At 55.8% G+C, this 12,957-nt stretch carries 14 protein-coding genes and 1 tRNA gene; 10 read left to right on the forward strand and 5 right to left on the reverse strand.

Features of this window, described 5'->3' with window-relative positions:
* Positions 1-11: 11 nt before the first annotated feature.
* Positions 12-899, reverse strand: coding sequence for a PhzF family phenazine biosynthesis protein (locus AC5S16_RS20795; protein ID WP_493932032.1), 888 nt, complete (start codon positions 897-899; stop codon positions 12-14).
* 212 nt (positions 900-1,111) lie between these two features.
* On the opposite strand from AC5S16_RS20795, the gene AC5S16_RS20800 reads away from it, so the two are divergent.
* From AC5S16_RS20800 to AC5S16_RS20815, 4 genes are all read left to right on the forward strand, one after another.
* The gene (locus AC5S16_RS20800; protein ID WP_493932033.1) at positions 1,112-1,768 is read left to right on the forward strand and encodes a peroxiredoxin; all 657 of its coding nucleotides are present in this window, start codon (positions 1,112-1,114) and stop codon (positions 1,766-1,768) included.
* Positions 1,769-1,804: 36 nt separating this feature from the next.
* A tRNA-Cys gene (locus AC5S16_RS20805) sits at positions 1,805-1,880 on the forward strand.
* 346 nt (positions 1,881-2,226) lie between these two features.
* On the forward strand, positions 2,227-4,809 hold the full coding sequence (locus tag AC5S16_RS20810; RefSeq protein WP_493932034.1) for a PP2C family protein-serine/threonine phosphatase: 2,583 nt from the start codon (positions 2,227-2,229) through the stop codon (positions 4,807-4,809).
* Positions 4,810-4,886: 77 nt separating this feature from the next.
* Positions 4,887-5,159, forward strand: coding sequence for a hypothetical protein (locus AC5S16_RS20815; protein ID WP_493932035.1), 273 nt, complete (start codon positions 4,887-4,889; stop codon positions 5,157-5,159).
* Here AC5S16_RS20815 and AC5S16_RS20820 read toward each other — a convergent pair.
* Both AC5S16_RS20820 and zwf read right to left on the reverse strand, forming a co-directional pair.
* On the reverse strand, positions 5,156-5,548 hold the full coding sequence (locus tag AC5S16_RS20820) for an iron chaperone (protein ID WP_493932036.1): 393 nt from the start codon (positions 5,546-5,548) through the stop codon (positions 5,156-5,158). The genes AC5S16_RS20815 and AC5S16_RS20820 overlap by 4 nt on opposite strands.
* A 12-nt stretch (positions 5,549-5,560) precedes the next feature.
* Complete coding sequence (zwf, locus tag AC5S16_RS20825; protein ID WP_493932037.1) at positions 5,561-6,928, reverse strand: glucose-6-phosphate dehydrogenase; 1,368 nt, start codon at positions 6,926-6,928, stop codon at positions 5,561-5,563.
* A gap of 131 nt (positions 6,929-7,059) precedes the next feature.
* Between zwf and AC5S16_RS20830 the strand changes: the two genes are divergently transcribed.
* From AC5S16_RS20830 to AC5S16_RS20845, 4 genes are read left to right on the forward strand one after another with little or no spacing between them, the layout of a single operon-like run.
* On the forward strand, positions 7,060-8,607 hold the full coding sequence (locus AC5S16_RS20830) for a UbiD family decarboxylase (RefSeq protein WP_493932038.1): 1,548 nt from the start codon (positions 7,060-7,062) through the stop codon (positions 8,605-8,607).
* Between the two features lie 19 nt (positions 8,608-8,626).
* Complete coding sequence (locus AC5S16_RS20835; RefSeq protein WP_493932039.1) at positions 8,627-9,103, forward strand: DinB family protein; 477 nt, start codon at positions 8,627-8,629, stop codon at positions 9,101-9,103.
* Between the two features lie 59 nt (positions 9,104-9,162).
* Positions 9,163-9,423, forward strand: a complete 261-nt coding sequence (locus AC5S16_RS20840; RefSeq protein WP_493932040.1) for an AbrB/MazE/SpoVT family DNA-binding domain-containing protein — start codon at positions 9,163-9,165, stop codon at positions 9,421-9,423.
* Positions 9,420-9,854 carry a type II toxin-antitoxin system VapC family toxin gene (locus tag AC5S16_RS20845; protein WP_493932041.1) on the forward strand — a complete coding sequence of 145 codons (435 nt, stop codon included), beginning with the start codon at positions 9,420-9,422 and terminating at the stop codon, positions 9,852-9,854. The genes AC5S16_RS20840 and AC5S16_RS20845 overlap by 4 nt, the downstream gene beginning before the upstream one ends.
* A gap of 9 nt (positions 9,855-9,863) precedes the next feature.
* Here the strand turns inward: AC5S16_RS20845 and AC5S16_RS20850 are convergent, their stop codons facing one another.
* The gene (locus AC5S16_RS20850) at positions 9,864-10,352 is read right to left on the reverse strand and encodes a molybdopterin-dependent oxidoreductase (RefSeq protein WP_493932042.1); all 489 of its coding nucleotides are present in this window, start codon (positions 10,350-10,352) and stop codon (positions 9,864-9,866) included.
* 86 nt (positions 10,353-10,438) lie between these two features.
* On the opposite strand from AC5S16_RS20850, the gene nuoI reads away from it, so the two are divergent.
* Positions 10,439-10,933, forward strand: a complete 495-nt coding sequence (gene nuoI / locus AC5S16_RS20855; RefSeq protein WP_493932049.1) for an NADH-quinone oxidoreductase subunit NuoI — start codon at positions 10,439-10,441, stop codon at positions 10,931-10,933.
* A 215-nt stretch (positions 10,934-11,148) separates the two neighbouring features.
* On the opposite strand, the gene AC5S16_RS20860 is transcribed toward nuoI, so the two are convergent.
* On the reverse strand, positions 11,149-11,628 hold the full coding sequence (locus AC5S16_RS20860) for a glucosaminidase domain-containing protein (protein WP_493932043.1): 480 nt from the start codon (positions 11,626-11,628) through the stop codon (positions 11,149-11,151).
* A gap of 654 nt (positions 11,629-12,282) precedes the next feature.
* On the opposite strand from AC5S16_RS20860, the gene AC5S16_RS20865 reads away from it, so the two are divergent.
* Entirely contained in the window at positions 12,283-12,654 is a 372-nt protein-coding gene (locus AC5S16_RS20865; RefSeq protein ID WP_493932044.1) for a hypothetical protein, read from the forward strand.
* The last annotated feature ends 303 nt before the right edge of the window (positions 12,655-12,957 follow it).

Consider the following 12,957-nt stretch of genomic DNA (forward strand, 5'->3'; position numbering starts at 1 on the left):
AAGCATGTGAATCATTCAAGGAAAAAACGTCCCGTTGCTACAAAAACTGTGCTGCCGGAAACGCGCACTTCCCGAACTGAATCGCCCTCGCTTTTTGCGCGCGCTCCAATGTCGCTCGCACGGCCCATCTCAATGCCCTGGCGAATGTGCAATTGCTCGTCGGATGCAGCGAATCCATGCTGCACAAGGTAAGAAATCGCGCAGCCCGCGGCCGATCCTGTAGCCGGATCTTCGCCGTTATAAAACTGCATGCGGGCGCGCCATACGCCTTGTAGTTCCCGGGCAATGCAGTAAAAGAATTTCGCATCGGTGTTTTTGAGATAGTCGTCTGCCGCCGCTCCCTGAATGCGCAGACGGGAAAGCGCATCGACAGAGCGAAAGGGTACGATGCAGTACGGCAAACCTGTAGATACGGTTTGAAGAGGCATATCCGAAGCAAGCTCATCAGCCGGGATGCCAATGGCTTTCGCAACAGCCGCAGGATCATGCATCTGGCTGAAGACAGGATCGGGCTGAGTCATCTCGCCATGAAGCGGTCCGTGCTGGTCGACTGGAAAATGCACAGTCACGGCTCCGACATTCAGCTCAAGCGTGACAGCTTCCCGCTCCGCATACTCTGAAAGAAATTGCCGGACGAAGCTGGCGGTCCCCAGAGTTGGGTGTCCGGCAAAGGGAAGCTCTTCCTGAGTAGTGAAGATGCGCACACGCACACCACGGAGCGCTTCCATCTCCGAAGAGCGGCGGATGACGAAGGTCGTCTCCGAAAGATTCGTCTCCTTCGCCAGTTGCTGCATTTCAGCCGGAGTGAGGTCGCCAGCATCTTCAAAAACAGCAAGCTGGTTCCCCTGGAATGGAATGTTGGTAAAGACATCGCAGAGGCGATATGGAAATTCGCGCATGGGGATAGATTGACACACTGCCAGTCACCCGAATATTCTGATTTACAGAATGAACGGCTTTGCTCCAACCTGCATGTGTCTGTGCTGCTGCTGTCGTTGCTGCACCATGCGGGTGTGTGTCTAGAGCGAAGTCTGAAACACGAAGCTCAATCGCCCACCCGCTGCCGAGGTGGGTTTTCTATTTTCAGTAAGGAAGGATTCGGGAATTCGTCATGTCACTGCGCATCAACGACATTGCACCAGACTTTACCGCGGAGACGACCCAGGGCCCCATCCACTTCCACGAGTGGATTGGCGATAACTGGGCTGTGTTCTTCTCTCACCCTAAAGACTTTACCCCTGTCTGCACTACCGAGCTCGGCGCAGTCGCCAGCCTTGAAGACCAATTCGCGGCGCGGGGCGCCAAGGTAATCGGCCTGAGCGTCGATCCCGTATCCAGCCATAGCAAGTGGGCTGCAGACATTGAGGAAGTCGGCGGATATCCGGTGAAATACCCGATGATCGGCGATCCTGAGCTGAAGATTGCCAAGCTGTATGACATGCTGCCGGCCGACGCTGGAGACACTTCAGATGGCCGCACGCCGGCCAACAACGCGACTGTTCGCACGGTATACGTCATTGGGCCGGACAAGCGCATCAAGCTGACCCTGGCCTATCCCATGACCACAGGCCGCAACTTTGACGAGATTCTCCGCGTCCTTGATTCCATCCAGCTCACTGCGAAGCACCGCGTGGCTACGCCGGCGAACTGGAAGCAGGGCGGGGAAGTCATCATCACCGGCGCCGTTTCAAACGAAGAAGCGGACAAGATCTTCCCCGGCTACAAGACGGTGAAGCCCTATCTGCGCACAGTAGCGCAGCCGGAGTAATAGAATCCCGCCGCGGTCCATCCGCGGCGGACATGAGCACCGGTGGCGAAGAGGCTAACGCGCTGGTCTGCAAAACCAGTATTCACGGGTTCGACTCCCGTCCGGTGCTCCAGAACTTGCCGTCCAGGCATACGCGCCTTTCAGGCGCCATTCTTGCCCCTATTCAGTTCGTCGGCTTTCTTCTCGCTCCCTTGGTCGCTTGCCTCCGCGCTTTAACCCACTTGTGCTGACTTGACGGCTCGCTTCGGCTGCGCCTCCGCTCATTTGCTTTCCTCATATCGAGTGAGCCCGTCAAACGAGGGCCGCTGTCGTCGGCAACCGCGGAAAGCCAATTCCACGATGTGCGAATGAAGAAAGACCCTCCTCACGGATGTGCTGGTACAGGAGCACGCGTGAACCGGGAGGCGTTTCCATACGTAAAAAACAGGGAAAGCCGGGATACTATGGTTCCAAGACAGATGAAGATCAAAAAAGCTTCACCGAATCTGCTGCGCTTTTTCCTGGGACTGTTTATCTTGGCCAGTTTGGGGTATTGGCTCGCCGGGACATTGGCCCAGTGGTCCATGATCGAGCATCCGGCAGATCATGCCGCCGATCCATTTGAATATGATTCCGATACCCGGGTCATCGGTGAGCTGAAGCCGGAGGCAAAAGCGGCAGGTGTTCAGCAGGGAGCCATTCTCGAGTCTTTGAATGGGGTGCCTTATTCAGGAAGAGTATGGGATGAAATTATCAACACTGCTCACCCCGGAGACATGATGGACGTAGGCTTCCAGAAGAAAGATGGAAGCCTGGGCACGGCAACCATTACACTCGCGCCGTTCAAGGTGGCTTTCGCTGGTGCTCGCTCTGTGCTGTTGACCGAAGCGATTGTCACCCTTATTGTGGCCCTGGCCTGCCTGATTACAGGCTACTGGGTGGTCCTGGCTAAGCCGGATGAAGGAAATGCCTGGCTGTTGCTGGTGCTGTTGACCTTCCCCAGCGTCTTGTTCTTGTCGCACCATGGCCTGGCCACGGGCTGGGCCGCTATGGCGCTGGAATTCTGGTATAACGCCGGGCAATATGTGGCAGCTCCGGCCCTTCTTCTCTTCGGCATTTATTTTCCTGAGCGTTCGCGCGTTGATGTAAAACTCCCATGGCTCAAATGGGTGTTGCTTATTCCGCTTCTGCTGTGTGCTTTCATCATCTTTCCTGCCGGCTTTGCCGAGCGGTTCGGCAGTGGAACCGGCGCAACTTTTCAGCGCGTGAGCGACTGGACCAGTCATATCGTCAATTTTCTCAATCTGATATGTGTGCTGCTCTACCTGGCACTGACCCTCGATAAACTGCGTTCCGCATCGACAGAAGATGCGCGCCGCCGCCTGCGCGTGCTGACCGTCGGCATGAGCGTCGGCATGGGGTCGCTGCTGGTGTTTTTTGTGCTGCTCCCCTCTCTGGGAGTCAAGACATATAACGGCAGCCATCCCTGGCTGAACGTAACTGGTGTTTGTCTTTTTCTTTTTGCGCCGTTGACGCTTGCCTATGTCGTGCTCGTCCAGCGCGCTATGGACGTGCGCATGCTCATCCGCATGGGCGCGCGCTATGCGCTGGCCAAAGCGACGCTCTGGGTAGTGCAATTTGCTCTCGTGGCAGTGGTCGCCGTGCAATTGCTGCTGCCTGTCTTCGGCAGGAAACAGCAGACGCCTTCGGACCTGATCGGCCCTCTTATCTTTCTGGGACTGGTTTTTCTCCTGCGCATGGGCGTGCGCAAGCGCATACAGCATTGGCTTGACCGCCGCTTCTTCCGCGAAGCCTATGATGCCGAGCGCGTGCTGAACGAGCTTTCTGAAGAGGTGCGCCGTTACACGGAGACACAGCCGCTGCTTGAAACCGTGGCCCGGCGCATTGCTGAGACGCTGCATGTAGACCAGATCGCCATGCTGCTGCGGCGCGGCGAATATTTTGTGTTGCAGCAGTCCATTGGCCTCTCAGCCGGAGGCACGCTTTCGCTGCCCGTGCAGTCTTCGGCAGTGCGATACCTCAGTAACTCGAATGAGCCGGCGCGTCTCTACCGCGACGATCCTGACGCATGGTATCTGATGGCAGGCACAGCGGAGCGTTACGCGCTCGATCAGATGAACGCCGAGCTGTTGCTGCCGCTGCCCGGACGTAACCGCATGATGGGCGTGATGGCCCTGGGGCCGAAGCGATCCGAAGCTGCATATTCTTCGTCAGACATGAAGATGTTGCAGGCCCTGGCCTCGCAGACCGGGCTCGCGCTCGAAGTGAGCGAGTTGGCGCGGTCGCTTGCCAATGAAGCTGCGCAGCGCGAGCGCGCCAACCGCGAAATGGAGATTGCCCGCGAGGTGCAGGAGCGGCTTTTTCCGCAGGAGATGCCGCACCTTCCCGGAGCGACAGTGGCAGGCTTTTGCCGCCCTGCGCAGGGCGTGGGCGGTGATTATTACGATGTCATTCATCTTGAAGATGGCCGCGTTGGGCTTGCGATTGGCGACGTCTCCGGCAAGGGCATATCGGCAGCGCTGCTGATGGCGAGCCTGCGCGCATCATTGCGCGGCATCACGCTCGACGGCCCGCGCGATTTTGCCAACCTGATGCATAAGGTGAACCGGCTGGTGTATGAGGCCTCGGCGTCGAATCGCTACGCAACATTCTTCTTTGCGTCCTATGACCCGGCCACGCGGATGCTTGAGTGCGTGAACGCGGGACATAATCCTCCTGTCGTGCTGCGTGGCAAGGAAGTTATCCGCCTTGAAGCCGATGGCCCGGTGGTAGGTCTTCTGCCGTCGGTGCCGTATACAGAACAAAAAATTCGGCTGCAGCCCGGAGATGTGCTGGTGCTTTATACCGATGGCATCAGCGAAGCCATGAACAAGGACGATGAAGAATGGGGCGACGAGCAGATGATTATCGCCGCGGAGAGCGCCATCGGCAAACCTGCCTGCGATGTCCTGAATACGATCTTTAACGCCGCTGATGCATTTACGGCGGGCGCTCCGCAGCACGACGATATGACGCTGCTGATCCTCAAGTTGGACACGTAACTACCGTGCCCGGAATTCCTGCCAGAATTGTGCTACCTTGCTTGAAAAGTGAACAATTCCCCTGGGTGGTCAATCAAATGGCATTTACGGAAACGTTTCTGTGCGACGTCTGCGGCAAAGCAAAGAGTGAAGAATCAGAAGACTGGTGGCTGGCCTGGACAGAACGTATCTCACCGGTTCCGAATGAAGCAAGCCTGCCCCAGCTGAGACTAGTGCCCTGGGAGTTGCTGCTTTCGCATGACAGCCAGGCGAAACATCTGTGCGGAGCGCGCTGTGCACAGACCCTCATGGATCGCTGGATGAGCTCAAGGGACGAATCGACGGAGCTGCACAGCGTTTCCGAGTTCTAGCTCTTCTTCGCTGTGACTTTTGCCTTTACGCGCGCCGCAACTTCCTTGGCGCGGAACTTCGTAATGCGTTCAATCAGCTTCGCCGGAACAGGTTCGGTAAGAGGGAAGCGAATGGTGCCCTTCTCGACTTCATAGGGTGCGAGCTCTTCCTTGAATTCTTCAACCAGGGGTTGGCCGGCCGGATAGAGCGAGTAATGATGCTTCCAGCCGGCGAAATAGATAACTGCCTCGCCATGCAGTTTGTACGTGGGGATCTTGTAGGAGATGACCTCCTCCGCATCAGGGAGAGCCTTGCGGATAGCACCCCTCACGCGATCGAGCGTTTCATGGGACCTCTCAGGTTGCAACGCAATATAGTCATCCACTGATGCGAAGTCAGGCAGTGGCATTGCTGCCTCCGTTTATTTTGGATTCAACCAGCCCCCAAAGTCCTTCGTGATGCAGTCTGCTTCCTGCGGTCCCCATGTGCCCGGCTCGTAGACGAACACTTCAGGGCGATCGGCCAGTACCGGATCAAAGATACGCCATGCCTCTTCCACATAGTCCTGGCGGGCAAACCATGACTGGTTGCCGCGCATGGCGTCGTTCAACAATTCTTCATACGGCAGCAGATCGTCCGTGCCGCATACCTGTTCGGCTTCGAGTTCCACCATGCAGCCGCGCAGGCGCTCACCGGCTTCCTTGACCGAACCTCCCAGGGCAATGATCGGCGTCGGGCTCAGCCGGAAGCGCATGTAATTCTGCGGCAGCATCTCTTCTGAAAAAACAGGCGGCGTCTGGCGCAGCTTGGCGATCACTTCCGTTGCGGTTACAGGCAGCGATTTTCCAGTACGGATGAAGAAGGGAACATCGCGCCAACGCCAGGAGTTGATATGCAGGCGCATTGCCGCAAAGGTTTCGACGCTTGAATCCGGCTTGACTCCCGGTTCGCCGTGATATCCCTCAAACTGGCCGAGCACCAGGTCATTCTTCTCCACTACCTGAACGCTCTTAAGAACCTTGACGCGCTCATCGCGCAGCGATTCTACCTCCGGATCCGGAGGCGGTTCCATGGCAATATTGCTCACCACCTGCATCAGATGGTTCTGCACCACGTCGCGGATCGCGCCTACTCCGTCATAGAATGCGCCGCGGCCCTGGACGCCGAATTTTTCCGCCATGGTGATCTGCACACTCTCGACATATTGCCGGTTCCAGATGGGTTCAAGAAAGGAATTTGCGAAGCGGAAGAAGATGACATTCTGGACGGAGTTCTTGCCCAGATAGTGGTCGATGCGGAAGACGTTCTCTTCACCGAAGACCCGGTGAATCTCTGCCGTGAGCGCATGCGCCGACTTGAGATCGTATCCAAATGGCTTTTCCACGATCACACGCCCGCCTTCGGCATTGCCTGAAATTTTCAGCTGATCGATGACATGCCCGAAGAGGCTCGGTGGAATCGCGAGATAGTGAAGCGGATGCTTGGCATCGCCCAGTTGCTTACGCACCTGCTTGAACGTTTCAGGATCGTTGTAGTCGCCATCGACATAACGAAGACGATCCAGCAGGAGCGGCAGGCCTTCAGGATCAGCGCCTCCATGCTTCTCCACGCTGTCTTTCGCGCGGGCCTTCAACTGGTCAAGCGTCCACCCCGCCTTGGCTACGCCCAGCACAGGGCCATACAGTTTGCCGCGTTTCGCCAGCCGCTGCAGCGCGGGAAAAATCTGTTTGTAGGCAAGATCGCCGGTTGCTCCGAAGAATACCAGTGCATCAGATTGAACTTTGCTCATATCGCCTCATGTCTAGTCTCTTCTACTTGGATGTTTACGGCAACGCACAGGGATCACGACCGGCCAGTCTATCGCGAGTGCAATCCCTGTTGCCGCATCCGGTAACATGAACCTTTGCGAAGGGAGACAAGGTGGCCTACGACGACCTGCGGGACTGGATCAAAACAATCGAGAAAGCAGGCGAGCTGAAGCGCGTGCGGGAGGAAATCGACCCGGTCCTCGAAATCGCCGAGATCGCGGACCGCGCTTCTAAATCTACGAAAGGCGGCCCGGCCCTGCTGTTCGAGAACGTCAAGAGTTATCCCGGAGCGCAGGTTCTGATGAACCAGTTCGGCAGCGAACGCCGCATGAAGCTGGCGCTCGAAGTCGACTCGCTCGACGACATTGCCGGGCGCATCCGCGCTCTGCTCGATGTGAAATCTCCTGAAGGATTTCTCGAAAAATTAAAGATGCTGCCCATGCTGGCAGACATTGGCAAATTCTTCCCCAAGACCATTGCTGCCAAGGACGCGTCTTGCAAGGAAGTCATCCTGCGCGAAAACTTCAGTGTGCTCGACTTTCCCGTGCTCAAGTGCTGGCCTCTCGACGGAGGCCGATTCATCACGCTGCCCTGCGTCATCACGCGCGACCCGAAAACAGGGAAGCGCAACGTGGGCATGTACCGTATGCAGGTCTATGACGGCCAGACCACCGGTATGCACTGGCAGCGCCAGAAGAACGCCGCCGAGCATCTGCGCGAGCGTTTGCGCGCAGCGACCGGAGAATCCGCATCCGCCCACGTCAATGTTATGGCCGAGACCGCCGGCGGAACGGCAAACATCACGGTTACGAACCAGAAAGACGACCGCCTGGAAGTAGCCGTAGCCATCGGAACCGATCCAGCAACGACATTTGCCGCCATCGTGCCCGCGCCGCCGGAGGTCGAAGAGTTCATGATCGCCGGGTTCCTGCGCCAGAAGCCGGTCGAGTTGGTGAAATGTGAAACTGTCGATCTCGAAGTGCCCGCGCATTCTGAAATCGTGCTCGAAGGCTACGTGAAACTCGACGAGCTGCGCACCGAAGGCCCTTTCGGCGACCACACCGGCTTCTACACCATGGAAGAGGAGTATCCCGTCTTCCATATCACCTGCATCACTCACCGCAAAAATCCTGTTTATGCGTCAACGATCGTTGGCAAGCCGCCGATGGAAGACGCATGGATGGGCAAGGCCGTCGAGCGCATCTTTCTTCCGTTGATGAAGCTGACACTGCCGGAAATCGTTGACGTGAACCTGCCGGTCGAGGCCGTCTTCCACAACCTGATGATCGTCAGCATCCGCAAAAGCTACGCGGGCCAGGCGCGCAAGGTCATGAACGGCATCTGGTCGATGGGCCAGGCCATGTTCACCAAGTGCGTCATCGTGGTCGACGAAGACTGCGATGTGCAGGACCTGAAAGAAGTCACGCTCCGCGTCGCCAACAACATCGATCCCGAGCGCGATATCCAGTTCACGCTGGGCCCGGTCGATTCGCTCGACCACGCCTCGCGCCTCCCGAACTACGGCAGCAAGATGGGCATCGACGCCACGCGCAAGTGGGCAGCAGAGGGCTTCACTCGCCCCTGGCCACCACTCATTGAGATGGACGCAGCGACGAAGGCGCGTGTGGACGCGATCTGGAAGAAGCTGGGAATCGATTGAAGAAGCATGGAGGACCAGGATGTTTACCCTCGATGGTATTCGGCAATTTCATAGTTGGACGCATTCCAGTCTCACCCGATTGCTTGATCACATCGCGACGCTTTCTGAGGAACATTATTTTCAGAAGCTGAACGGCTTCGGTATTCCAACGCTCGGTGAGCAGGTCATTCATATCTTTCAGTGCGAGTCATCCTGGATGCACAGCCTGCAAGCCATTCCCTTCGGTGGCTGGACTGCCAAAGATTGGCCCACCGTTTCTGCCGCAAGAGTCTTACAGCAGGAAACATGCCAAGGGACCCTGACTTATTTGGCGGGCTTGACAGACAAGCAATTGAATGAGCGTGTGGAACTGTGTTCGCCGGGTGGAGACCTGATGGTCGAGATGCCTGCGCATGTTGTCCATCATGTTTTAACTCATGCATTCCATCACAAAGGCCAGATAGTTTCCATGTGCCGCATTCTTGGCCATCCAGCCCCGGATACTGATATGCTCTGATTTCAAGAAAATGGCATTTTAAAATGGTAAATACCATTTATTTGTGCCATTCTTAAAGTATGCATGTAAAAATCGACCAGGCCGGAAGAATCGTTCTGCCCAAGAAAGTGCGCGACCGTCTTGGACTGCGCAAGGACAGCGAGCTTGAAATAAGGGAGAGCGCTGAAGGGATAGTCTTGACGCCGGTTGACGAGGACTCAGCCTGGGGGCGGGAAAATGGGCGATTAGTCTTCTATGGCCGTCCTATTGGCCGGGTTGATTGGAACAAGTTAATCCAGGAAGACCGGGAAGAACGCATGAGGAAGATTGGCGGCTGGTGAAAGTCTATATCGATACCAACATCATTATTGCTGACACAATCAAGCAGCACGAACATCACGCAAATGCCGTCGAGCTTTTTCGGGCCATCGAATTACGTCGATGGACTCCGGTGATGTCAGGTCACGGAATGGCGGAAATATATTCAGTGTTGACCCGGGCTCCATATCAGCCCCGTATTTTGCCTGCACGAGCGTTTCAAGTGCTTCAGGACAAAGTCGCAGCATCCTTTGAGATTGAGGTTTTGACAAAGAGCGAATATATCCGCCTCATCAAAGAAGCTTCTGCACAAGGCTGGTCAGGTGGCCGCATCTATGATGCAATTCATGTTCAGATTGCCAGAAAAACCAAATGCAGCAGGATTTATACCTTCGATGTGACAGATTTCCGGCAGATAGCGCCAGATTTGCACGACCGCATTATAGCGCCATAGTCCATGGAATCACTCCGCCGTCCTTAACTCCACCGAAACCAGATTCCTCACCGACCGGGCCGGCCGTTTGTCATCAGAAACAACGAGCCTGAAAGGTCCGGTCTTCGCATCAAGCGGCTTTCCATCCATGGCATCGGCCACAATCACATCTCCCGGATGGAAGTCCGGCTCGATCTCGGCCAGAGCTACTACTGCTTTATAGCCGTCCGATCCGGTAGCGACTACGTACTGCGACAGCACCTTGCCGCGCACATCGTGTCCCACGGGAGCGCCCACCTGCTTCAGCAACTCAAGCAGCGGCACACCGGAATAAGTTTCATCCGCATTCGCATGAGGGTCATGGATGGTGATGGTCTTGTGCAGCTTTGCTTTCAGATCATCCGGGGAAACACTCGCCTGCTGGCTTCCGTTTTGCAGTTTCAGCATTTGTGCAGAAAGAACGGTGCCGGTACTTGCCAACACCAGGAAAACAACGGCAACATTGCGCAGGGATTTCATCGCAAACTCCTGAGGATTGCGAATCCATCATACAAAGGCGCCGAAGGTGCGTGTCGCTGGACGTGGAGTCCCCGTATAATAAAGCCATGTCCATCGTGCGCAACATCGCGGCCATCAGCAAGGGAATGAGCATTACCTTCAAGGAGATGTTCCAGCCGACCGAGGTTGAAAACTACCCTGACGGCCCCGGTCCCACGCGCGGCGCAGTCCTGCAGGAGCGCTTCCGCGGCGCGCATGTCCTCCAGCGCGATGAGAATGGCCTGGAAAAGTGCGTCGCCTGCTTCCTGTGTGCGGCGGCCTGTCCCTCGAACTGTATCTACATCGAAGCCGCCGAGAACACGGCCGAGAACCGCATCTCGAGCTCCGAGCGCTACGCCAAGGTCTACAACATCGATTACAACCGCTGCATCTTCTGCGGATACTGTGTCGAGGCCTGCCCGACCGACGCCATCACCCACGGCCACGGCTTCGAGCTGGCCAGCCTGAACGCCACCAACCTGGTCATGCGGAAAGAAGACATGCTGGTGCCGGCGGTCGGCATGCCTGGCGAACTGGCTGCGCAATCGGATTCAGTGAAGTAGGCATAATCGTTCATGGCCTAGCTTGCCATCAAAGGACTTCCTACACGGGCACTATCCTAAAACGCGGATCATATCCCGTCCTCCATGCGATTTCACTTCCCCTCCCCGGGGGGGTGGGGGAGGTGTTAAGTCTTTGAAAACACATGATTCCTGTTTTAAAATGCGACAAAGTATTGAAAACAAGAAGGTTCCAGGTAAAGTCCTGATTTAACTCACTATGCCGCCCTGGGAGAGTTTTCAAAGACCGCGTAGTGATGGTCATAAATAGACAGGACTTTTCCGGCGCGCTGCGGATCGGTAGACCAGCTTCTCGAAACTTCCTGAATGTATTCTTCGCCCGTTTTAGCTGCCAGAGCAGCAGCATAGTGCGGGTAGGAGGCAGCCAGCTTTCGCAGCACGTCCATGCGCTGGCCGAAGCAGGCATGCCAGTCGGCGAACTTGATCCAGCTGGCTTGCACTGTAGTCCATGCTCCATGCAGAAATTCGCGTGTAGGCAGGGAAAGGGTTTCCGTACCCGCAAGCGCCGGGTGCGCCTGCTTCTGCCCGAAAAGGTTGTTGGCTTCTGTGGCAAGCTGGGAGAGGCCCCAGCCAGATTCAAGCGCAGCCTCACAGGCAGCATATTCGGGAAAGATGTGACCCGAGGTCTGCGCTGCCGCACAGGCCTTCTGAAGAAATTTCTCCTGCCATCCCATCATTCTTCTCTCCAAATGAAAAAGGCGGAAGCCTGTGGCCTCCGCCGTGATCTCTTTCACTTATTCAGAATCCGTCTTATTTATCCCCTATTTCTATTATTTCAAATTTAGGCATAATTCCCTGCATGTATTCGTTGTGACGGATAATTTTCCATGATGAAAGGTTAAGCTCATTGCTTTCAATGCCTTCAGATTGAATGCGAGGTTATGATTGTCAATCAGTCGCACTTACGACGGGTTGACAAGATGAGCATACCGGGACATATGTTACTTACGCTGTGGACCTGAGACATCCGTACAAGTCTCTTGCGGTGTGGAAGCTCCAACCGATCTACTGAATTTTGCAACTGTTTTGAGATATCGATCCCGTCGTCGAAGCTGTGGGAATCCCAATGGGATTTCCACAGCTTCGTCATTTCCACCGCGCAGGCCTGGCAGTGCAAGGTTTGCCCGGCGAGAGAATTACTGCCGCGAAGGGCGTTTATGGGGACTTATACATCAATTCGAGTAAATTACTGGCAATATTGGTTCGTGAACCTGGAGAGAAATTTGACCAGCATCGGTGTTCTCGCTTTATCTTTACTTCCGTTCGTCGCTGCTGATCTTGCAAACGGTCAAAGCGCCATACGGGCACCAGAAATTGCAGTTCGCCTGTCCGTGGCCACAGAGCATCCGAAAGATCCAACGGAAGCAAAAGCTATTTTGACGATCACTAACGTCGGTCGTGACGTTGTGGTCGAGACAAGTGATAATGCCGCGTATCATCTCCACCTCACCGGCCCGAAGGGCGAGCCACCAAAGACACCTTGGTACAACAAGCTGCTTGCAGGCGAGCTTCCGACGACTCTGGCTACCGTCACTCGTGATGTGGCCCCAGGATCATCGGTGAACAGAACATTCATTCTGTCAGCGTGCTATGACCTTACGACGCCGGGCACATACACGGTGTACGTGGAAGTGCGCGACTCATCGGGGGCTTGGGTCGAGACAAACAAGACTACGTTTCAGATCGATTCCAAACAGATGTAGGCCAACGACGCTATATCTGGTTAGTCCTGTGAATGTATGGTCCGCCGCGCGACTGCAAGGTTGAGTTTGGTCGAGAGACAAGTCTGCGGCAATGTATTCGGCCTTTGGTGGAGCCGCGTGCTCCTGGCCAGGATGAGTTCCGCTGCGTGTCTGTCCTTACAAGTCGGTCGGTCGTTGAAGACCCTTATCAGGAGCAGGTTTCAGACACGCTGTTGTGACTGTTCTTTCGTCCTTACAGTTCCCATGCAGACCTTGGTGGAAAAAATCGTTGCTGTGCTACTTCATGCTGCTGCGACACCGACG

Source organism: Acidobacterium sp. FHG110202_01 (genome assembly GCF_059115305.1).